Genomic DNA, 20,064 nt, shown 5'->3' on the forward strand with positions numbered 1-20,064 from the left:
CTCCATCAAGGCGACGCTCAGTGCTGGTCAATTGCCAGCGTCGCCGCTAGAATTGCGCACTTTTTGATCAGAGGCGCGCCAAGCGCCCAGCATCCATCCGTACACGCCTGAGGTTAACGCCATGTCCACCCCCGCCACGCCAAAAGTCGGCTTCGTATCACTCGGTTGCCCCAAGGCGCTGGTGGACTCCGAACGCATCCTGACCCAGCTGCGCATGGAAGGTTATGAAGTGGTGTCCACCTACCAAGACGCCGATGTGGTGGTGGTTAACACCTGTGGCTTTATCGACAGTGCCAAAGCCGAGTCGCTGGAAGTGATTGGCGAAGCGATCAAGGAAAACGGCAAGGTGATCGTCACCGGCTGCATGGGTGTGGAAGAAGGCAGCATCCGCGACGCACACCCGAGCGTGCTGTCGGTCACAGGGCCGCAACAGTACGAGCAGGTGGTCAACGCTGTACATGAAGTCGTTCCGCCGCGTCAGGACCACAACCCACTGATCGATCTAGTGCCGCCACAAGGTATCAAACTCACCCCACGCCACTACGCCTACCTGAAGATTTCCGAAGGCTGCAACCACAGCTGCAGCTTCTGCATCATCCCCTCGATGCGCGGCAAGCTGGTCAGCCGCCCAGTGGGCGAAGTGCTTAGCGAAGCCGAACGCCTGGTCAAATCCGGCGTTAAGGAGTTGCTGGTGATCAGCCAGGACACCAGCGCCTACGGCGTCGACGTGAAGTACAAAACCGACTTCTGGAACGGTCAGCCGGTAAAAACTCGCATGACCGAAATGTGCGAAGCGCTCTCCAGCATGGGCGTATGGGTCCGCCTGCACTACGTCTACCCCTACCCGCACGTCGACGAGCTGATTCCGCTGATGGCCGCTGGCAAGATCCTGCCGTACCTGGATATCCCCTTCCAGCACGCCAGCCCGAAAGTGCTCAAGCTGATGAAGCGCCCAGCCTTCGAAGACAAGACCCTGGCGCGTATCAAGAACTGGCGCGAGATCTGTCCGGAACTGACCATCCGCTCGACCTTTATCGTCGGCTTCCCCGGCGAGACCGAAGAAGACTTTCAGTACCTGCTCAACTGGCTGACCGAAGCCCAACTCGACCGCGTTGGATGCTTCCAGTATTCGCCGGTAGAAGGCGCCCCGGCCAACCTGCTCGACAACGCCGTGCCGGATGACATCAAACAGGACCGCTGGGACCGCTTTATGGCCCACCAGCAAGCCATCAGCACCGCACGCCTGCAACTGAAGGTCGGCAAGGAAATGGACGTACTGATCGATGAAGTCGACGACCAAGGCGCAGTCGCTCGGTGCTACGCCGACGCGCCGGAAATCGACGGCAGCGTGTTTATCGCCAGCACCAACGTCACTCCAGGCGAAAAAGTCCGCGTGCGCATCGTCGATGCCGATGAATATGACATGTGGGCCGAGTTGATCTAAAGCCCTCACCGTATCGCCCAATAAACAGCCCTGCCAATGCAGGGCTTTTTACGCGCGATCCAATGGACTCAACACAGCAAGCCCACCACGATTCAGGACATGGGTGTAAATCATCGTCGTTTTCACATCCGCATGGCCAAGTAACTCCTGCACAGTACGGATGTCCTGGCCACTCTCCAGAAGATGGGTGGCAAAGGAATGCCTTAGTGTATGGGGTGTAGCCAACTTCACAATGCCCGTACGCTTAATAGCCGCCTTGAACGCACGCTGCACGCGCTTCTCGTCCAAATGATGACGACGTGTCCTGCCGCTACGCGGATCGACCGACAAGCCAGCAGCGGGAAACACATACTGCCAAGCCCAATTCCACGGGCCATTTGGGTACTTGCGCTCAAGTGCGAATGGCAAGTAAACATCACCTCTGCCCGCCTTCAACTCAGCGTTATGACGAGCCCTGACCAAAGTAAGGTGCTGCTTGAGGGGCTCGATCAGACAACGGGGCAGAACTGTTACGCGATCCTTCATACCTTTGCCATCACGAATTAGAATCTCCCCTCGCATAAAATCAACATCCTTAACCCTCAGTCGCAGCACTTCCATTAAACGCATACCAGAGCCATACAACAGATTCGCTGCCAAAGCGACCTCACCATCCAGTTGCGCCAAAATCTGCTGCACCTCTGCCAGGCTCAACACAACAGGCAAACGACTTGGCTTTTTGGCCCGCACAACTTCGCCCAACCAAGGCAAATCCAATTTCAGAACCTGCTTGTACAGAAAAAGCAGCGCAGCAAGCGCCTGATTCTGTGTTGAAGCCGAAACATTCTTGCGTACTGCCAAATCTGAAAGAAATGCCTCGACCTCAGCAGCCCCCATCTCCTCCGGGTGCCGATAACTATGAAAACGGATAAACCGCTTTACCCACTCGCAATAGACGTGTTCAGTGCGAATCGAGTAGTGTTTGAAGCGAATTTGCTCGCGAACCTGATCCAGTAACCGAGGCTTTCCGTCCATGGTGCATAACTCCCTGTCCTGCCAATTCATACCGGCGAACCTCAGCCTAGACGGCGCACCGCAACTGGACAAGAATGTTATCCACCAAGCCCGCAAAGCGTTACGGCACCAAGTGGTGTCTATTTATAGTTAGCCAATCGCTTTCAGCTTGTTTGGTTTTTAATCGTGTACATCAGCACTATCGCTCCACTGCTTCAGGCTTCACAAGTGTTCGAAATTTGTATTTACTGAGCCACCGTCGCCACTATCGCGGCACAGGCAAAACCGCATTTATTCAGTGAAATCGTAAACATTAAATTTATAGCGTTTCGCCAGGTTCACCGCGTAGCGCGTTACAAGCAGGGAAGGCGGTGCTTCAAATTATGCGTACATCCGAGCGTCTAACAGTTGGTTCAAATCGCTCGCTGCGCTCGCTGGGACGGGCTAAAGCCCGCCCCTTAACCAAACGTTATAGGTAATCCTATGGATCATAGTGACGCGCAAGTTAAAGGCATTCCAAGATATTTGCCAGACAATCTAAGCACGAGTCTCCTATTATCATCTGTCGGAATACCATCAGGCCTATACATATCCGCCCCAGAGTCCGTTTTAAGTTTACTGCCCAGCCAGTAAGCCACCAGTGCGCCACTTGTGCTGCTAGGCTTTTGTCTTGGGTTATCAGCGCTAATTCTATTATTTCTATCAGTACACTTGATGATGGTAATAAATCACGCAAAGCATGGAGAAATCCGGCATTACACGACCCACCCTGAAGATATGGATATTAAAAACTTAGTAAAGAAGCTATCTACCATTCACTATATATGTCTTTTAATAATATTTTCCACTGGGGTATTGGTTGGCCATTACCTATAACAACTGGTTCAAGTCGTTCGCTTCGCTCACTCGGGACCGGCTAAAGCCGGCCCCTTAACCAAACGTTAGGTGCTTCTCTTGGATCGTGCAGAAATTCTCAGAATCGCTGAAAAATGGATCAGCTATTACAGAGAGTATGAATTAACAGGGAAGCTACTGGCAGGCGGAGACGAGCTAAATGAACTTGTGTACTCAGCCCCAAAGGAAGCCTTAGAAATAGTTTTTGAAATTCTATCTAAAATAAATCAACAGCCAGAGAACTCATTATTTCAGCAATTGGCTGCAGGCCCGATGGAGATGCTGCTCGTTTATCAAGGCGACACAATCATTGAATTGGTAGAACACGAAGCAGCCCGTAGTGCAGAATTTAGGCTGTTACTAGGTGGCGTCTGGCAAAGCACCACACACGAGAACATATGGCAGCGAGTACTGCAAAGCAGGAGCCAGGCGTGGTGAAGCACCTAACTAGTGGTTCAAATCGTTCGCTTCGCTCACTGGGACGGGCTAAAGCCCGCCCCTTAACCAAACGTTAGGTTGCTCATGAGAATCAGCGCGCTAGAACTCAATAACGCCCTCACGGAATATATTCAAACCTTCCCTAGCGAGAGCCGCTTAAACGGCTACTTGGCAGAAAAATATAGCGCGCAGTACAAAGTAGAGATTCATTCCACTCTTTCATCTGCTGTAAAAACCACAGAGGAGTTTCTCTGGGCTCAACCAGGCGGAGTACATTGGTCCAGCGAGTTTGAAAAAGAACTTTTCAACCACATAGTCTCTAAGCATCCTTGGCTAGAGCTGTCGGGGTTTAGCAGCCTTCTGAGCTTTTCAAAATGGTTGTGCTGGCATGATGGATTAAATGCGTAAGCGCAACCTAACAAATGGTTCAAATCGTTCGCTTCGCTCACTGGGACGGGCTAAAGCCCGCCCCTTAACCAAACGTTAGGCAACCAAGGAAAAACATGACCCACCTTGAGTTAGCAGCCGCCCTTAAAGCACTCCCAAATGAAGATTTGGCGCTAGTGCTTGGAATGGTGCTCCCTGAGCGCAATCCTTTTTCTAAAGAACCAGAAGTAGTTAGCTCTAAAATGTTTCTTGGTATATACACAACGTATACCGATGAAAGCTCAATTAGCATCGTGGCCTATCCTAAGCATGATGAGCGCGGGCCTTATTGGGGCTTCTGCCAATCTACTGAGTCGCCGATCCCAGGCATAAATTTCGTTTCATGTCAGAAGCAAGCCATATCGCCTCTGGATGACACAACAATACATCTTACATAGCCTAACAATGCGTTCAAATCGTTCGCTACGCTCACTGGGACGGGCTAAAGCCCGCCCCTTAACTTAACGTTAGGCACTCTCTGGAATTCTTTACGGTTGGTTTACCCTCAACACCCCGTCGAGAGTAAGCCGCCATAGTTATTGTCATTGCCAATAAGGATTTAATTTATGACGGACCACGCAACAAATAAATCACTTATACACCTTCTGTCCTCGCGGCGTAGCCGTTTTTGCCTTACGGCTATTGGGCAGGCAGGTCAGGCCTAACAACTGGCTAGAATCTTTCGCTACGCTCAATGAAACGACTAAACTGCACCTTAATCAAACGTTAGAGAGTACTAATAGCATGAAATCCGGAATAATCACGTTACTTATATTTACGCTTATTGGCCCTGCTGTAGGGTTTCTTATTATGTCATCTAGGGCTGAAAATGAACTAACCGGCTCTCTTGGAATTGTCGTGGCTTATGTTTTTGGAGGGCCACTAGCGTTTTTAGCCGGAGTAGTATTTATTTCTATCTTGGGCACTGTTGCCAACGTTCTTAATCTGTCACGTGTTAGGTATGGCTATGGGGCACTAATTGGAGCTGGTTCCGGGCTGCTCGCAGCGATAATCTCTCAATTTCTTCCTTTGCATACTGATGAGTACCTCGTTTGCGGTATAGTCGCAGCCGTTTGCGGAGCAATTCGCTGTATGTATCCAATCAAAGTGGAAAGACCCGCACGTAACAACTCCCCCGAGTATTGATTTAAGTCTCAACGACTGTATTTAAAAACTTCGTAGCCGAACATTCTAACTCGCAATACTGCCTAACAATCGGTTCAAATCGTTCGCTTCGCTCACTGGGACGGGCTAAAGCCCGCCCCTTAACCAAACGTTAGGGTTGCAAGATGGATCTTCGCCATACAACAAGAACTGTTTGCATATTAATTTGTACATATGCCTTGCCAATACTCCTTGGCTGGCATCTTCATAATGAAAACCCTCAGGGCATGCTTTTGTACACTCCGGCGCCTGGTGAAGCGAATCCTCAATATTCACCAGCTTTCCCAGTCGGTGCTTTTGTCGGCCTATTAGTCACATCCATAATTTCTTCGCTACTAGTTTTGTTTGGCTTGTTAACGTCACGCTTTAGTCGGAGTATCCGTCTGGAAAACCAAGCAAAATCTTTAGTAAAAGTGGGCGCAATAGCGCTCGCCGCATCTTTGGCCGGAGTTGCTGCATGTGCAATGCAACCCTAACAAGTGGTTCAAATCGTTCGCTTCGCTCACTGGGACGGGCTAAAGCCCGCCCCTTAACCAAACGTTAGAGGACGCACATGAAATACACTGAACTCCTGAGCATCCCAATCCGGGTTCTTGGAATTTATATTTTCTACTCGACTTTTCTTGCAGTAATACGTCAGTATTTTTTATTGACCCAGGTAGCAGCAACAAATTCTGGCGAGTATAAAACTTATGCAGCAATTGCAATATTTGAAATAAGCTTCATGTTAATCGCAGCATTAGCACTAACAAAGCTTCCACTGACAATCTCCAAGTTTCTTACGCCAGTAAATTCTGAAAGTACGCTCAACACAAATATTACCGCCGAGCAACTACAATCAGTAGCGCTATGCATATTGGGTATTTACATCATCACCAAAAACATATCCGACCTAATATTTAATGCTGCCTGGCTTATTAGCTACATTGGACAACCGCCAGAATATCCCGGCAGGATCGGTGAACTCGCAATAAACGAACTCATTACAATCGTTGAAATATTCATCGGAATAATACTTTGCATAAAATCCGACGGAATCAATCTGTTAATAAAACGCATGAGAACAGCTGGAATATCGGCACCACCCTCTAACTAGTGGTTCAAACCGTTCGCTGCGCTCACTGGGACGGGCTAAAGCCCGCCCCTTAACCAAACGTTAGGTGCCTTTTTCATTGCGCTCCGCAGCTAGCATTGATACTGACTAGAAAAATAGGAAATTAAATATGTATGTATCAATAATTTTTGCAGTAATTACCATTTGGTTTGTTGGTGGCGTTCTCTATCGCGAGAGCACGTTTTCAAAAGCCGCCTCAAATCGAGCCGCACGCTACAATGACCTAATAAAGGCAATGGAAACTGAGTTTGGCGAATATCAAGTAGTAAATGCCGCCCGAAAGCATGATCTTCCTCTCTATTGCGAACCAACAATTCAAAAAGGAAAATGGGGCTCACTCTTAGGCTGGTAACTTAAGTCGCTACCACTTACATATACAAATATTCATGCACCTAAAAATCAAAGCGGACGAGCTACCGGCGCACCTTATTTCCAACGTCAGATTTCATTCATTTCTCGGGAAATAAATATATGATCGAAACATTGCTCCTCATAATCCTCGGCTTTCTCGTATTTGCCTGCCTTGTTGGTCTTCGAATTCTATCCAAACTCTCACAGATGAACTCAGGAATTGCCTTGCTTAATCAAGCTACCGCGACCTTTGGCGACCTCAAAGCCAACAATGACCGAGAGACATTCGAAGAAATCAAAAGCTACTTCGAAAAAATATGTGAAAACTCCAAGGTCATCGAACAAAATACATCGGAAATCAAATTTGTCACCGACGTTATTTACAAGTATAAATTGCCAAACGCATCCGAACAGGCACTGCTTGATCGAATAGAAATCGACAACGAGGTTTCGAATGGCATTCAACGTAAGAGATAATTATGACTATAACCATGCCATACCGCGCCTACACCTAACTAGCGGTTCAAACCGTTCGCTGCGCTCACTGGGACGGGCTAAAGCCCGCCCCTTAACCAAACGTTAGCCAATCGCTTTCAGCTTGTTTGGTTTTTAATCGCGTACATCAGTAATATCGTCCCACTGCTTCAGGCTTCACAAGTGTTCAAAATTTATGTTTACTGAGCTACCGCCGCCACTATCGGGGCACAGGCAAAACCGCATTTATTCAGTAAAATCGTAAACATTAAATTTATTGAGTTTCGCCAGGTTCACCGCGTAACGCGTTACAAGCAGGGAAGGCGGTGCTTTTAATTATGCGTACATCCGAGCGTCTAACAGTTGGTTCAAATCGCTCGCTGCGCTCACTGGGACGGGCTAAAGCCCGCCCCTTAACCAAACGTTAGAGGTTGCACGGATGCATGCGTTAAAACTCATAAAATGGGTACTCATTTCTACAGGAGCCACTTTCCTAGTACTTTCATCTTTATTGGTATTTTCTTATTGGCATGCAAGCTATGGAGTTTTCAGCTCTGAATCTTTTGAAAATACAAAATGGCACGCTGCAATATCCGACGAACAATCTGCCACTTGCTACCGTGGAGGAATGGCTAGCGACATACAAGGCTTGTTATCAAACAAAATGACTGAAAATGATGTAGCTGTTTTACTTGGAGAGCCAAGTGAAAAGTTTATTAAACAGGAATATCAATATTCACTTGGCATGTGCAGCGGTTTGGGAATCGATTACGACTATTTGCATATCTACTTCGATGAGCATGGCCATTTCTCTCACACAAAGATTACTCAACATTGAGCAAGCAACCTCTAACAAATGGTTCAAATCGTTCGCTTCGCTCACTGGGACGGGCTAAAGCCCGCCCCTTAGCCAAACGTTAGCTTACTTAAGGAAGAGTAATGCATCCACCAGCATATCCACACGATCAAATACAGAGTTTATACCCTGGCGTATTTTTGCTGCACGGCAGTATTAAGATGGGGCCCTGCATGACAATGAACAGAAACATGGTCATTCTGCAAAGCGGCCCAGAAATAATATTAATTAATCCCGTTCGCATGAGCGAGGAAGGCCTAGCCGCTTTAGATCTACTTGGTAAGGTGAGCATAATAATTAGACTGGGCGACTTTCACGGCCTTGACGATGAATTTTATATAGACAGATATAAATGTGAGTTCTGGGCTCAGCAAGGCCAGGAAACATACAAATCACCGAAACCAACAAAAATCATCACTTCAAGTACTACGGAACCCATCAAAAATTCCGAATTTTTCGTTTTTGAATCTGCCATTTTCCCAGAGGCAGCGCTTCTCATTAAAGAGCATAAGCTATTAATAACCACCGACAGCATCCAATATCATTCTGACTGGAGCTATTTCTCATGGTTTACAAAACTCGCTTTTAAGTTGCTAGGTTTCAAAACAGGTCTAAACATCGGGGTGCCTTGGCTGAAGCGCGTAACGCCAAAAGGTGAAACGCTCAAAAAAGATTTCGAGGCTCTTTTGACCCTCGACTTTGAAGCCATTATTTCAGCACATGGCGCACTCATTAAAAAAGACTCCAAAGAACTACTCAAAACCGAAATGAGTAACGTGTTCACGTAAGCTAACAACTGGCTCACCGTTCGCTTCGTTCTCTGCGACCGACTAAAGCCCGCTCCTTAGCTTAATCGTTAGAGGTTGCAACCAGTTATGGCATGGACTCGAACAGAAAAAGTGACAGCTGCGGTTATATTTCTCGCATCTGGTTCAGTTTTTTCCCTATCGCAAGCTGAATACGCTGAAAACAACCTTGAACGCTGGAAAGAGAGCGAGCACGCCATGAGTGTGAAATTCTCTCAGCTACTGAAGGAGGCCGAGCAGGAACCTAGTCCGGGTGGAAAAGAAGCTCTTAAAAATCTGAAAGAAGCAAAAGTGCGCTGGGAAGAATTCAGGCGAACATTCTGTCTTTCTATGAGCGAAACATATGGCGGCCAGTGGAAAAGTGCAAACGAGTCTGACTGTCGAGAACGGCTCACTAGATCCTTCACGGCCGATATGGATCGTTATGGTTATTGAGTTCAAAGCCGCTATAGCGACTGCTTCAAATCATTCACTTCGTTCACTGACGTGAACTAGGACTCCTCGCTTATTTGTAAGGTAGCAAGGCAAAATCGAGGAGCGGAATACCGGCCAACTGCGCTGCAGGACTCACCTATCCCGGCAGTGCTGCTCATCACAGCCACGAATAACCATCACGCCTTCCTGGCAGCGGCGGATACCTTAGCCACCAATAATCTTCATCACAGTTGCACCTCCGGAGAATGCCACGTCCTGCTTGTCCCCCAGCGACTTGACCAGCAAGCCCTGTAATGCAGGTAACGCCTGGTGACGTGGTTTGTCGAGCAGATCGCCGATGTAGTGGCGGTTGCTCGAGGACAGGCAGCCATGCAGCCAGCCAGTCGAGGATAGGCGCAGCCGCGAGCAGGTGCGGCAGAACGGCACGCTTTCATTGGCGATTACGCCGAAGTGGCCCACTTCCGGAATGGCGAAACGCAGCGCGGTGGCATCCAGCGGGGCGTGGGCCTGAATATAGTCGTAGCGGCTGCCGATCAGCTCCAGCAGCTCGGGCATGCCGACAAACTGGCGCTGGAAGCCGTTGCCATCGCGGGCCAGATGGCCCATGCGCATCAGCTCGATAAAGCGCAGCTCGAAGCCATTGGCCAGGCAGTAGTCGAGCAGCGGCAACACCTGATCGAGGTTCTGCCCGCGCAACGGCACCATATTGACCTTGATCTGTATCCCCGCCGCCCGCGCCTGCTGCAAGCCATCGAGCACTGTCGCCAGATCGCCGCCACGGGCAATGGTGCGGAATGCCGCAGCGTCGAGGGTGTCCAGGGAAATATTCAAGCGACGAATGCCGCATTCCAGCAGCAGCGGTAGCTTGCGCGCCAGCAGCTGGCCATTGCTGGTCAGGCTGATATCGGCCAAACCAAGCTGGCTGACGCCGCGCAAAAAAGCGTCGAGCTTGGGACTGACCAGCGGCTCGCCACCGGTGATGCGCAACCGCTCGATACCGGCGGCTTCGATCAGATAGGCCACGCCACGCAGCATGGCCTCGGCTGAGAGCTCGTCCTGCGCTGCTACCAACCGCTTACCATCGGGTACGCAGTAGGTGCAGGCATAGTTGCAGGCGGCGGTCAGGCTGATCCGCAGATTGCGAAAGCGTCTGCCCTGGCGGTCAACGATCATGCATGACTCCAGCAAAGGTAAGCGCCGAGTATAGGGGCGCCGCCAGCGCAGTAGATTCGTTATCCACCCGCTGAATACCTCAGCTAGCCGGGGTGTCACCCTCACGCTTACGCTTGTTGCCCATGCGCACGCCGATATCCATGAGGAACTGGAAGAAACCTTCCTGATCTTCCAACACGTTGCTCCAGAACGGCGAGTGGTACAGCGCCACAGCGCCGTGCACCAGCGCCCAGGCGGCGCAGTAATGGAAGTATGGCGGCACGTCTTCCAGCTTGCCTTCGGCGATGCGGCCCTTGATCAGCTGGGTCAGACGCTCGAAGTTAGAGGCACGGATCTTGTGCAGCTGCTCGACCATCTCCGGCACTTGATTGCCCTTGACCACCTTCTCTTCCAGGCGGTCAAACAGACGATAGCGCTGCGGGTCACGCATGCGGAACTCGAAGTAGGCGCGCGACAGGGATTCCTTGTCGCGGTCGATATCGGCCGAGTGCAACAGCTCGTTGAGATCGCGCTCATAGTCGAGCATCAGGCGCAGGTAGATCTCCGCCTTGGATTTGAAATGTTTGTAGATGGTGCCTTTGCCGATACCAACCGTGTCGGCAATCATCTCCACAGTCACGCTGTCTTCACCCTGGTCGAGGAAGAGTTTCAGGGCTGTGTCGAGAATTTCCTGTTCGCGGCGGCGAAACTCACGGACCTTGCGGGGTTCTTTATGCATAAAAGGACTACGGGGTCAAAAAAACGAAGGCGCGTATTATGCCTAACTAACGGCAAATTGCACGGATCATCCGACCATGTACGACGTTCATGACGAGTTTCCGCAACTTCCCGGTCTGCGCTACCTGAACCACGCAGCCGTTTCCCCTTGGCCACAACGGGCTGTCGATGCGGTCAGCCGCTTTGCCATCGAGAATGCGCAAACCGGCGCGCGCGACTACCCAGCCTGGCTGCAGGTCGAACGCCGCCTGCGCGAGCGCTTACAGCGCTTGCTCAACGCGCCCTCCCGCAGCGATATCGCGTTGGTGAAAAACACCTCAGAGGCGTTGTCCTTCGTCGCCTTCGGTCTGGATTGGCGACCAGGCGACCAAGTGGTGATCAGCGACGAAGAATTCCCCTCCAACCGGATTGTCTGGGAAGCGCTAGCGCCGCTGGGTGTTGAGGTCGTGCAGGTCAATCTGCATCAGGGTGACGCGGAAGCAACCCTACTCGCCGCCTGCGGGCCGCGTACCCGGCTAATGGCGATCAGTGCGGTGCAGTACGCTAGCGGCCTGCGTTTGGACCTTCCACGTTTAGGCCAGGGCTGCGAGGCGCGCGGCGTGCTGCTGTGCATCGATGCCATTCAGCAGCTCGGCGCCCTGCCCTTCGACGTGCAGGCCAGCCAATGCGCCTTTGCTATGGCCGACGGGCACAAGTGGTTGCTCGGCCCGGAAGGCCTTGGGGTGTTCTATTGCCGCAGCGACCTGCGCGCGCAGCTCAAGCTGCATGAATATGGCTGGCATATGCTCGAACATGCCGGCGACTACCAGCGCAGCAGCTGGGAGCCCGCACGCAGCGCCCGGCGCTTTGAGTGCGGCAGCCCGAACATGCTCGGCGCGATGGCCTTGGAAGCCAGCCTGTCGCTGCTGGAAGAGGTTGGCATGGCGCAGGTAGAGAACGCTCTACAGGAGCGTATGCAATGGTTAATTGATGGGCTACATAAGGTACCCGGAGCGCGTGTGCACAGCGCCGCCGCACGCCAGCAACGTGCAGGAATTCTGACCTTCAGCCTGGATGGCTGGCAGCACCAGGCCTTGTTTGAACGCCTCAAGGACCGGCAGGTGATCTGCGCACAGCGCGGTGCAGGTATCCGCCTGTCGCCACACTTCTACAGCGAACCCAGGGTTATTGAAGAGACACTGGCGCTGCTGCAGCAGCTAGCGTCTGCTTGAGGACTCAGCAGCGCGATCTGTATTCCAAATCCGTTTAAGAATGCCGGCAAACGGCCTGGACGATCGCCAATATTCACCAATACTGATGAGTACTGGTGTGCGGCGTATCCCCCAAGCGCCCCGCCAGGCAAGGTACCGTGGACCGCGTACCTTGATTTACTCCTAATGGTCTTAACCCGGTCTCATCCCCCAGAGCCCGGGTTTTTTTTATGCCCGCCATCCATGGCGGCCTCCCCTCGGGCCGCCGCTACGCGACGTTAAAAATTGCTCCATTTATTGCGCTGAATCTGCGGAGCTCACTTCACCCGAGCCAGCGGGAATAGACGCTTGAAATTGGCGGTGGTCTGCTCAGCCAATTGCTCGAAGCTCACGCCACGCAGCACCGCCAGGTACTCGGCCACATCACGCACATACTCCGGCAGGTTCGGCTTGCCGCGATGCGGGATGGGCGCCAGGTAAGGCGAGTCGGTCTCTACCAACAAACGATCAGCGGGCACCTGGCGCGCCACCTCACGCAGCGCGTCGGCATTGCGGAAGGTGACGATGCCGGACAGGGAAATATAGAAGCCAATATCCAGCGCGGACTTGGCCATTTCCCAGTCTTCGGTAAAGCAATGCAGCACGCCGGCCTGCGGCAGCGCCGCTTCACGCAGTAACGCTAGAGTGTCAGCACGCGCCTCGCGGGTATGCACGATCACCGGTTTGCCGGTAATCCGTGCCGCATCCAGGTGCAAACGAAAGGACGCTTGCTGCAGCGCTGCGGACTCCGGCTCGTAGTGATAATCCAGGCCGGTTTCGCCGATGGCTACCACTTGCGGGTGATTCAGCTCACCGAGCAGCCAATCCAGCGCTGGCGCCGCGCCGGGCTCAAGGTCCAGCGGGTGCACGCCGACTGAACAGTCGACATCGCTATAACGCTCTGCCAGGTCTTTGACAGTGGCGGCATTATCGGCGCTGACGCCGATACACAGGAAATGACCAACGCCGCGCGCGCGCGCAGCATCCAGCGCCGCGTCGAGCGAACCGCCATGGGCGGCCAGATCAAGGCGGTCAAGGTGACAGTGGGAATCAACCAGCATGGGGAGCAATCACTTGAAAATCGGTGCCACAGAGCGAGCACCGTGATACGGAGGAAAAAACACTTACATGGTGTGCGTCGGGCGATCCGAGGTCAGCGCACCGGCCAGGTAGGTTTCGATCTTGTTGCGCGCGGTGTTGTCGCCATCGTTGAACTGCACACCCACACCGGCGGCGCGGTTGCCCTGGGCACCCTTGGGGGTGATCCAGACCACCTTGCCAGCGACCGGAATCTTTTCCGGCTCGTCCATCAGGTTGAGCAGCATGAACACTTCATCGCCGAGCTTGTAGCTCTTGTTGGTTGGAATAAACAGGCCGCCATTCTTGATAAAGGGCATGTAAGCGGCATAAAGCACGGATTTGTCCTTGATTGTCAGCGACAAAATTCCGTTACGCGGGCCCAAGTTAGGAGGCAGACTCATGCGGCATTCCTGATTTTATTCACTTAATGGCCGATTCTAGCCCGGTCCGGGCAAGCTTGCCCACTGCACCAGCAAGGCTTCGAGAAGCAAGACACGGTTAAGGTTAGCCTTGCCGAGGACTTTCTGACGCTGCGCCAGCAACCAATCCTGCATATTCAGCACTTTCGGCTGCGAGGCTTTCTCCGCCAGGTACTGCACCACCTTGCGCATATCAGCTTGCCCCAGCCCATCTTCATCGCGGGTCAGCTGGTAGCGCAGCATCAGCTGCGACCACTGGCAGAACCAGTCGAACAGCAACTGCAGGGAGACCGCATTCCAGCTTTCAGCCAGCTGGCTGGGGGCAATCTGCTGCTTGAGCAGCTTCTTCACCCCCTCTACCACCTGTGCACGCTGGGCGATAACGCCCTGCTCATGCATCTTTACCGCCGCCAGCGGCGAGCCGGCGGCAAGGAACAGCAACTCGCGATGCTCTTCGGCGCTACAGCCCGGCAACGCCTGCTGCAACCACGCCAGGCTCATCGCCTCGCTTGGTAACGGACAGGCCTGCTGCACGCAGCGGCTTTTCACCGTCGGCAATAGGCGGCTGGGTTGATGGCTGATCAACAACAACACGGTATTGCCGGATGGCTCTTCCAGGCTTTTCAGCAAGGCGTTGGCGGCGTTGACGTTCATTGACTCGGTCGGCTCGACCAGCACCACCTTGCGCCCGGCCAGTTGCGCGGTCTGCACGACGAAGCTGACCAGCTCACGCACCTGATCGACCTTGATCGCCTTGTCGGCCTCATCCGGCTCCAGGATGTAGTTATCCGGATGGGTGCCGGCTGCCAGCAGATGGCAGGACTTGCACTGGCCACAGGCATCTAGGCCAGCGGGCTGCTGACACAACAGGCGCGCCATTAGCCGCTCAGCCAGCGCGCGCTTGCCGATGCCGGCCGGCCCGTGTAGCAAATAGGCATGGGCATGCTGCGCGCGACCCGCCAGTTGCTGCCAAAGTGAATCCTGCCAGGGGTAAGCGTCAGCCACGCTGCAGCTCCAGCAGTTGCGGCAGCAACTCATCCAGTGCGCACTGAACCTGACTCAAAGACTGTGCGGCATCAACGATGCGGTAGCGCTGCGGCTGCTCGGCCGCGCGGCGCAGGTAGGTCTGGCGCACAGCATCGAAGAACTGCCGGCCTTCCTGTTCGAAGCGATCCAACCGACCGCGCGCCGCAGCGCGGGCCAAGCCCACTTCGATCGGCAGATCGAACACCAGCGTCAGGTCTGGGCGTAGCGAGTCCTGAACGAACTCCTCCAGCAAGGCGATACGCACCTCGGAGAGCCCCCGGCCACCGCCCTGATAGGCGTAGGTCGCATCGGTAAACCGATCACAGAGCACCACAGCGCCACGCGCCAGTGCCGGACGGATCACCTGCGCCAGATGCTGAGCACGCGCGGCAAACACCAGCAGCAGCTCGGTGTCTGCCGCCATCGGCTCATCACTGGGCGCCAGCAGCAGCTCACGCACCCGCTCAGCCAGCGGCGTGCCACCCGGCTCACGGGTCAGCAGCACATCGATACCCTGCTCGCGCAATAACTCGGCCAGGTAGTCACGATTGGTGCTCTTGCCTGCGCCCTCCGGGCCTTCCAGGGTGATAAACAAACCGCTCACAGGCTGTCCTTACTGATTATTGGGCACTACTGGGGCCGGGCTCGAACGGTAATCCGCGCGGCGCTTGAGCTGATACTCGCGCACGGCCCGGTTGTGCTGCTCCAGGGTGCTGGAAAATACATGGCTGCCATCGCCCCGGGCAACGAAATACAGGCTGCTGCCGGCCACCGGATTCAGCGCCGCATGGATCGCCTCGCGACCCACCAGGGCGATCGGCGTCGGCGGCATACCGTCGATGGTATAGGTGTTGTAGGCCGTTGGCTGACGCAGGTCATTACGAGTGATGCGGCCGTTGTAGCGCTCGCCCATACCGTAAATCACCGTTGGGTCAGTCTGCAGGCGCATGCCGATGCGCAGACGCCGCACAAACACCCCGGCAATTTCGCCACGCTCTTGCGGCACGCCGGTTTCCTTCTCGATCATCGAGGCCATGATCAGCGCGTCATAAGGTTCTTTGTAAGGCAGGTCCTTGGCGCGCTGCGCCCACTCCTCGGCCAGCACCTGCTCCAGTCGCGCATGCGCCTGTTTGAGCAGCTCAAGATCGCTCATACCGCGCACAAAGCTGTAGGTATCGGGGAAAAAACGCCCTTCCGGATTCTGGCCTGGCAGGCCGAGCTTCTTCATCAGCTCGGCATCGCTCAGCTCACTCAGGGTCAGCTCGAGACGGGTTTCGCGCGCCAGTGCCGCACGTACCTGGCGAAAATTCCAGCCTTCAACCAGCGTCAAGCTGTATTGCAGCACTTCACCGCGCCGCCACTGGCCGAGCATATCCAGCGCTGTAGCGCCAGGCGTCAGCCGATATTCGCCACTGTGCAGGGGTTGATTGCGCAGATTGAAGCGCCAGTAAAGGCGCAGCCAGAAGGCCTGATCGAGAATGCCATCAGCCTCAAGGCGATTGAGCACGCCACCCGGAGTCGCGCCTGCAGGCACATCCACCAGGTATTCTTCAGTCAGATTCAGCGGCTGATGCAGCGCCGTGTGCTGTTGCCAGGCGGCAAACGCAACCAGCAAGCCAGCCAACAACACGCCGCCTTCCAGCAGCAGCAAAATTTTGCGTATCACGAATCAGCAGTCCAGTAGATCGCGGGCAATGGCCTGCAGTTTACGGGTGAGCGGGCCTACGGGCCAGTCGTGTGCAAGCAAAGCGCGAACTGGCCACACGCCGTAGACGCTGTTGCACAGCATGACCTCGTCAGCTGCCAGCAACTCGGCGTAGCTGATATCGCGCACCTGACACTCGATCCCAAGCGTGGCCGCCTGAGCCAGCAGCTCGGCGCGCATCACACCAGCAACCCCACAACGAGACAGGTCAGCAGTAATCAGCATGTCGGCACTGACCAGCAACAGGTTGCTGTAAACGCCCTCGATCACCCGGCCGCTGGTGTCCAGCATCAGACCCTCGGCATGCTCGGCGTCCTGCCACTCACTGCGCGCCAGCACCTGCTCCAGTCGATTGAGATGCTTCAGGCCCGCCAGCAACGGCTGCTCGGCCAAACGCGTAGCGCAGGCAAACAGGCGCACGCCCTGTTCGGCATCGGCTGCGGGATAAACCGGTTTAGCGGCCCCCTGCAGGATCAATCGAGGTTGGGCAGGTTGCGGCGGCGTATAACCACGCAGCCCGTCACCCCGAGTAAGGATCAGCTTGGCCACGCCATCCCCCAGCTGCTGACTGAAGGCCAGCAGCTGGGCACGCACGACGGATAGATCGAGAGGAATCTTCAGCCGCACACAACCTTCGGCCAAACGCGCCAGGTGACGGTCCAACAGCACCGGTTGCCCGGCATTTACCGCGATGGTCTCAAACAACCCATCACCGTAAGCCAAGCCGCGATCCTTGACGGATAGCAGCTCGGCCGGCTGGCCATCGACCCAGCTCAGCATCAACCGGCGAACCGGCGGAACACCAGCGAGCCGTTGGTACCGCCAAAACCGAAGGAGTTGGACAGCACGACATCCAGCGCCATGGCCTTGGCCTGGTGCGCAACGAAGTCCAGATCACAGCCTTCGTCCGGGTTATCCAGGTTGATGGTGGGTGGCGCCACCTGATCGCGCAGCGCGAGAATACTGAAGATAGCCTCCACCGCACCGGCAGCGCCGAGCAGGTGGCCGGTCATGGATTTGGTCGAGCTGACGGCCAGCTTGTAAGCATGCTCGCCGAACACCGACTTCACCGCCGCAACTTCAGCCTTGTCGCCGGCCGAGGTCGAGGTGCCATGCGCGTTGATGTACTGCACCTGATCAGGATTCACGCCGGCATCGCGCAAGGCATTGGTCATGCAGCGCGCCGCACCTGCGCCATCTTCCGGTGGCGAGGTCATGTGATAAGCGTCGCCGCTCATGCCAAAGCCGATCAGCTCGGCATGGATGGTCGCGCCACGCGCCTTGGCGTGCTCCAACTCTTCCAGCACCAGCGCGCCAGCACCGTCGGATAACACAAAACCGTCACGGTCTTTGTCCCACGGACGGCTGGCCTTGGCCGGTTCGTCATTGCGCGTCGACAGCGCACGAGCAGCACCAAAGCCACCCATACCCAGTCCGCAAGCGGCCATCTCGGCGCCGCCAGCAACCATCACATCGGCCTCGCCGTACATGATGTTGCGCGCAGCCATGCCGATGCAGTGCGTACCGGTGGTACAGGCCGTGGCAATGGCGTAGTTAGGCCCCTGCAGCCCCAGATGAATCGACAGGAAGCCAGAAATCATATTGATGATCGAGCCAGGCACGAAGAACGGCGAAATGCGCCGCGGCCCTTGCTCATGCAATGACTTGCAGTTGTTCTCGATATTGGTCAGGCCGCCGATACCGGAGCCCATGGCCACGCCGATGCGCTCACGGTTGGCATCGGTGACTTCCAGACCGGAGTTGCGCACTGCCTGAAAACTGGCAGCGAGGCCGTACTGGATAAACAGATCGAGCTTGCGCGCCTCTTTGGCGGACAAGTATTCCTCAACGTTAAAGCCCTTTACCGCACCACCAAAACGTGTGGAAAAAGCGGAAAGATCCATATGCTCAAGCAGGCCAATGCCACTGCGGCCAGCCAAAATGCCCTGCCAGCTACTCGGCACATCGTTACCCAATGGCGACAGCATGCCCATACCGGTAACCACGACGCGTCTACGCGACACAGCAATCTCCTTTTCTAGTTATCAACGCCTGGAAAGCGCTTAAAGAAAAGCCGCACGCCTGATGAAGGGAGTGCGGCTTTTCCGAGTCGGGATCCGACGATTACGTTTTACGCGTGAGCAGTAACGTAGTCGATCGCTTCCTGAACGGTGGTGATCTTCTCGGCTTGCTCGTCCGGGATCTCGGTCTCGAATTCTTCCTCGAGAGCCATCACCAGCTCAACGGTGTCAAGAGAGTCGGCACCCAGGTCTTCAACGAAGGAAGCGCTGTTGGTTACTTCCTCTTCTTTGACGCCCAGTTGCTCGGCAACGATTTTCTTGACGCGTTCTTCGATGGTGCTCATACGTTGTTCTCACTCCTAATGGGACAAATCTTGGCCACTGTGCTGCGGCCAAGTGTATAGAAAGGGTTTTTAGCATTTCAAGCTGAATGCCGGGGTGCCCCACAAACACTTCAACGACCTGCCTACAAACCTGTTGCAGCTTTATAACGGATTTTAGACAGCATCTATGACAGTTTTCTGAAGCCATCCGTCACATTCAGCTCATGTACATCCCGCCGTTCACAGGGATAGTAGCGCCTGTAACGTAAGCCGCGCCATCAGAAGCGAGGAAAGCGACCACTTTTGCGATCTCTTCGGCCTGCCCCAAACGCCCCAACGGAATCTGTGTCAGCAGCGCATCACGCTGTGCTTCCGGCAGTTCACGGGTCATATCTGTGTCGATAAAGCCCGGTGCCACGGCGTTCACGGTAATCGCCCGCGAACCCACTTCACGCGCCAGCGCACGGCCAAAACCTTCAAGACCAGCCTTGGCAGCTGCATAGTTAACCTGCCCACCGTTGCCCATGGCACCCACCACCGAACCGATGTTGATGATGCGCCCGTAGCGCGCCTTGGTCATACCGCGCAGTACAGCCTTGGTCAGCCGGTACAGGCTGCTCAGGTTAGTGTTGATGACATCAAACCACTCGTCATCTTTCATGCGCAGCATCAGGTTATCGCGGGTGATGCCGGCGTTATTGACCAGAATCAACGGCTGACCAAGATGTTGCTGGATATGTTCGAGGGTGCTGGCGACCGATTCGCTGTCACTGACATCGAGAACCAGACCCGCCCCCTCAATGCCATTGGCTTTCAGGGTTTCCGCAATACGTTCAGCACCCGAAGCGGTGGTAGCGGTACCGATAACCACGGCGCCCTGACGCCCCAACTCCAGGGCAATCGCCTGGCCAATGCCACGGCTCGCGCCAGTGACCAGTGCAACTTTACCTTGCAGGCTCATAACGTTTCTCCTTAA

Annotated in this window: 23 protein-coding genes; 11 read left to right on the forward strand and 12 right to left on the reverse strand. The window is 54.5% G+C overall.

Going from position 1 to position 20,064, the window contains the following annotated elements; all coding sequences use genetic code 11:
- The first annotated feature begins 121 nt into the window (after positions 1 to 121).
- A complete protein-coding gene (gene rimO / locus AACY25_RS01380; protein WP_339522079.1) occupies positions 122 to 1,444 on the forward strand; it encodes a 30S ribosomal protein S12 methylthiotransferase RimO in 1,323 nt (440 codons plus the stop codon).
- Between the two features lie 48 nt (positions 1,445 to 1,492).
- Here rimO and AACY25_RS01385 read toward each other — a convergent pair whose 3' ends face one another.
- The gene (locus AACY25_RS01385) at positions 1,493 to 2,458 is read right to left on the reverse strand and encodes an integron integrase (protein ID WP_339523784.1); all 966 of its coding nucleotides are present in this window, start codon (positions 2,456 to 2,458) and stop codon (positions 1,493 to 1,495) included.
- A 933-nt stretch (positions 2,459 to 3,391) separates the two neighbouring features.
- Here AACY25_RS01385 and AACY25_RS01390 point away from each other — a divergent pair.
- From AACY25_RS01390 to AACY25_RS01430, 9 genes are all read left to right on the forward strand, one after another.
- A complete protein-coding gene (locus AACY25_RS01390) occupies positions 3,392 to 3,769 on the forward strand; it encodes a DUF6869 domain-containing protein (RefSeq protein ID WP_339522081.1) in 378 nt (125 codons plus the stop codon).
- 84 nt (positions 3,770 to 3,853) lie between these two features.
- Positions 3,854 to 4,177 (forward strand): hypothetical protein, encoded by a 324-nt coding sequence (locus tag AACY25_RS01395; RefSeq protein ID WP_339522083.1) that lies wholly within the window; start codon positions 3,854 to 3,856, stop codon positions 4,175 to 4,177.
- Between the two features lie 95 nt (positions 4,178 to 4,272).
- Positions 4,273 to 4,593 carry a hypothetical protein gene (locus AACY25_RS01400; protein WP_339522085.1) on the forward strand — a complete coding sequence of 107 codons (321 nt, stop codon included), beginning with the start codon at positions 4,273 to 4,275 and terminating at the stop codon, positions 4,591 to 4,593.
- A 1,319-nt stretch (positions 4,594 to 5,912) separates the two neighbouring features.
- Positions 5,913 to 6,455 carry a hypothetical protein gene (locus AACY25_RS01405; RefSeq protein ID WP_339522086.1) on the forward strand — a complete coding sequence of 181 codons (543 nt, stop codon included), beginning with the start codon at positions 5,913 to 5,915 and terminating at the stop codon, positions 6,453 to 6,455.
- A 127-nt stretch (positions 6,456 to 6,582) separates the two neighbouring features.
- Positions 6,583 to 6,825: a hypothetical protein gene (locus AACY25_RS01410; RefSeq protein ID WP_339522087.1), complete on the forward strand. Its 243-nt coding sequence runs from the start codon at positions 6,583 to 6,585 to the stop codon at positions 6,823 to 6,825.
- A gap of 119 nt (positions 6,826 to 6,944) precedes the next feature.
- Entirely contained in the window at positions 6,945 to 7,301 is a 357-nt protein-coding gene (locus AACY25_RS01415; protein ID WP_339522088.1) for a hypothetical protein, read from the forward strand.
- 436 nt (positions 7,302 to 7,737) lie between these two features.
- Positions 7,738 to 8,136 (forward strand): hypothetical protein, encoded by a 399-nt coding sequence (locus AACY25_RS01420; RefSeq protein ID WP_339522089.1) that lies wholly within the window; start codon positions 7,738 to 7,740, stop codon positions 8,134 to 8,136.
- 209 nt (positions 8,137 to 8,345) lie between these two features.
- Positions 8,346 to 8,942 (forward strand): hypothetical protein, encoded by a 597-nt coding sequence (locus tag AACY25_RS01425; RefSeq protein ID WP_339522090.1) that lies wholly within the window; start codon positions 8,346 to 8,348, stop codon positions 8,940 to 8,942.
- Between the two features lie 87 nt (positions 8,943 to 9,029).
- Positions 9,030 to 9,395 carry a lysozyme inhibitor LprI family protein gene (locus tag AACY25_RS01430; RefSeq protein ID WP_339522091.1) on the forward strand — a complete coding sequence of 122 codons (366 nt, stop codon included), beginning with the start codon at positions 9,030 to 9,032 and terminating at the stop codon, positions 9,393 to 9,395.
- Positions 9,396 to 9,599: 204 nt separating this feature from the next.
- On the opposite strand, the gene AACY25_RS01435 is transcribed toward AACY25_RS01430, so the two are convergent.
- Positions 9,600 to 10,568, reverse strand: a complete 969-nt coding sequence (locus AACY25_RS01435) for a GTP 3',8-cyclase MoaA (RefSeq protein WP_339522092.1) — start codon at positions 10,566 to 10,568, stop codon at positions 9,600 to 9,602.
- Between the two features lie 79 nt (positions 10,569 to 10,647).
- Entirely contained in the window at positions 10,648 to 11,286 is a 639-nt protein-coding gene (locus tag AACY25_RS01440) for a TetR/AcrR family transcriptional regulator (RefSeq protein ID WP_339522094.1), read from the reverse strand.
- A gap of 76 nt (positions 11,287 to 11,362) precedes the next feature.
- Between AACY25_RS01440 and AACY25_RS01445 the strand changes: the two genes are divergently transcribed.
- Positions 11,363 to 12,496 carry an aminotransferase class V-fold PLP-dependent enzyme gene (locus AACY25_RS01445; RefSeq protein WP_339522096.1) on the forward strand — a complete coding sequence of 378 codons (1,134 nt, stop codon included), beginning with the start codon at positions 11,363 to 11,365 and terminating at the stop codon, positions 12,494 to 12,496.
- A gap of 296 nt (positions 12,497 to 12,792) precedes the next feature.
- Here the strand turns inward: AACY25_RS01445 and AACY25_RS01450 are convergent, their stop codons facing one another.
- The 9 genes from AACY25_RS01450 to fabG form a co-directional block, all read right to left on the reverse strand.
- Positions 12,793 to 13,575, reverse strand: a complete 783-nt coding sequence (locus AACY25_RS01450; RefSeq protein WP_339522098.1) for a TatD family hydrolase — start codon at positions 13,573 to 13,575, stop codon at positions 12,793 to 12,795.
- A gap of 63 nt (positions 13,576 to 13,638) precedes the next feature.
- Positions 13,639 to 13,995, reverse strand: a complete 357-nt coding sequence (locus AACY25_RS01455) for a PilZ domain-containing protein (RefSeq protein WP_090238100.1) — start codon at positions 13,993 to 13,995, stop codon at positions 13,639 to 13,641.
- Positions 13,996 to 14,031: 36 nt separating this feature from the next.
- Entirely contained in the window at positions 14,032 to 15,018 is a 987-nt protein-coding gene (locus AACY25_RS01460; RefSeq protein ID WP_339522100.1) for a DNA polymerase III subunit delta', read from the reverse strand.
- Positions 15,011 to 15,643: a dTMP kinase gene (gene tmk, locus AACY25_RS01465; protein WP_339522102.1), complete on the reverse strand. Its 633-nt coding sequence runs from the start codon at positions 15,641 to 15,643 to the stop codon at positions 15,011 to 15,013. Before tmk ends, AACY25_RS01460 begins: the two co-directional genes overlap by 8 nt.
- A 9-nt stretch (positions 15,644 to 15,652) precedes the next feature.
- Positions 15,653 to 16,705, reverse strand: coding sequence for an endolytic transglycosylase MltG (mltG, locus tag AACY25_RS01470; RefSeq protein WP_339522103.1), 1,053 nt, complete (start codon positions 16,703 to 16,705; stop codon positions 15,653 to 15,655).
- A 3-nt stretch (positions 16,706 to 16,708) separates the two neighbouring features.
- Positions 16,709 to 17,524 (reverse strand): aminodeoxychorismate lyase, encoded by an 816-nt coding sequence (gene pabC / locus AACY25_RS01475; RefSeq protein WP_339522104.1) that lies wholly within the window; start codon positions 17,522 to 17,524, stop codon positions 16,709 to 16,711.
- Positions 17,524 to 18,768 (reverse strand): beta-ketoacyl-ACP synthase II, encoded by a 1,245-nt coding sequence (fabF, locus tag AACY25_RS01480; RefSeq protein ID WP_305589404.1) that lies wholly within the window; start codon positions 18,766 to 18,768, stop codon positions 17,524 to 17,526. The genes pabC and fabF overlap by 1 nt, the downstream gene beginning before the upstream one ends.
- Before the next feature lie 107 nt (positions 18,769 to 18,875).
- Positions 18,876 to 19,109 carry an acyl carrier protein gene (acpP, locus tag AACY25_RS01485; protein WP_058066290.1) on the reverse strand — a complete coding sequence of 78 codons (234 nt, stop codon included), beginning with the start codon at positions 19,107 to 19,109 and terminating at the stop codon, positions 18,876 to 18,878.
- A 196-nt stretch (positions 19,110 to 19,305) separates the two neighbouring features.
- The gene (gene fabG, locus AACY25_RS01490) at positions 19,306 to 20,049 is read right to left on the reverse strand and encodes a 3-oxoacyl-ACP reductase FabG (RefSeq protein ID WP_167141161.1); all 744 of its coding nucleotides are present in this window, start codon (positions 20,047 to 20,049) and stop codon (positions 19,306 to 19,308) included.
- Positions 20,050 to 20,064: the final 15 nt, after the last annotated feature.

It is taken from the genome of Pseudomonas sp. EA_35y_Pfl2_R111 (assembly GCF_963970955.1).
Taxonomy (GTDB): domain Bacteria; phylum Pseudomonadota; class Gammaproteobacteria; order Pseudomonadales; family Pseudomonadaceae; genus Aquipseudomonas.

Bases quoted from the DNA above. Each gene is read 5' to 3' on its own strand.
- rimO (WP_339522079.1), top strand. From the start codon at position 122: ATGTCCACCCCCGCCACGCCAAAAGTCGGCTTCGTATCACTCGGTTGC.
- AACY25_RS01385 (WP_339523784.1), bottom strand. From the start codon at position 2,458: ATGGACGGAAAGCCTCGGTTACTGGATCAGGTTCGCGAGCAAATTCGC.
- AACY25_RS01395 (WP_339522083.1), top strand. From the start codon at position 3,854: ATGAGAATCAGCGCGCTAGAACTCAATAACGCCCTCACGGAATATATT.
- AACY25_RS01400 (WP_339522085.1), top strand. From the start codon at position 4,273: ATGACCCACCTTGAGTTAGCAGCCGCCCTTAAAGCACTCCCAAATGAA.
- AACY25_RS01405 (WP_339522086.1), top strand. From the start codon at position 5,913: ATGAAATACACTGAACTCCTGAGCATCCCAATCCGGGTTCTTGGAATT.
- AACY25_RS01410 (WP_339522087.1), top strand. From the start codon at position 6,583: ATGTATGTATCAATAATTTTTGCAGTAATTACCATTTGGTTTGTTGGT.
- AACY25_RS01415 (WP_339522088.1), top strand. From the start codon at position 6,945: ATGATCGAAACATTGCTCCTCATAATCCTCGGCTTTCTCGTATTTGCC.
- AACY25_RS01420 (WP_339522089.1), top strand. From the start codon at position 7,738: ATGCATGCGTTAAAACTCATAAAATGGGTACTCATTTCTACAGGAGCC.
- AACY25_RS01425 (WP_339522090.1), top strand. From the start codon at position 8,346: ATGGTCATTCTGCAAAGCGGCCCAGAAATAATATTAATTAATCCCGTT.
- AACY25_RS01430 (WP_339522091.1), top strand. From the start codon at position 9,030: ATGGCATGGACTCGAACAGAAAAAGTGACAGCTGCGGTTATATTTCTC.
- AACY25_RS01435 (WP_339522092.1), bottom strand. From the start codon at position 10,568: ATGATCGTTGACCGCCAGGGCAGACGCTTTCGCAATCTGCGGATCAGC.
- AACY25_RS01440 (WP_339522094.1), bottom strand. From the start codon at position 11,286: ATGCATAAAGAACCCCGCAAGGTCCGTGAGTTTCGCCGCCGCGAACAG.
- AACY25_RS01445 (WP_339522096.1), top strand. From the start codon at position 11,363: ATGTACGACGTTCATGACGAGTTTCCGCAACTTCCCGGTCTGCGCTAC.
- AACY25_RS01450 (WP_339522098.1), bottom strand. From the start codon at position 13,575: ATGCTGGTTGATTCCCACTGTCACCTTGACCGCCTTGATCTGGCCGCC.
- AACY25_RS01455 (WP_090238100.1), bottom strand. From the start codon at position 13,995: ATGAGTCTGCCTCCTAACTTGGGCCCGCGTAACGGAATTTTGTCGCTG.
- pabC (WP_339522104.1), bottom strand. From the start codon at position 17,524: ATGCTGAGCTGGGTCGATGGCCAGCCGGCCGAGCTGCTATCCGTCAAG.
- acpP (WP_058066290.1), bottom strand. From the start codon at position 19,109: ATGAGCACCATCGAAGAACGCGTCAAGAAAATCGTTGCCGAGCAACTG.
- fabG (WP_167141161.1), bottom strand. From the start codon at position 20,049: ATGAGCCTGCAAGGTAAAGTTGCACTGGTCACTGGCGCGAGCCGTGGC.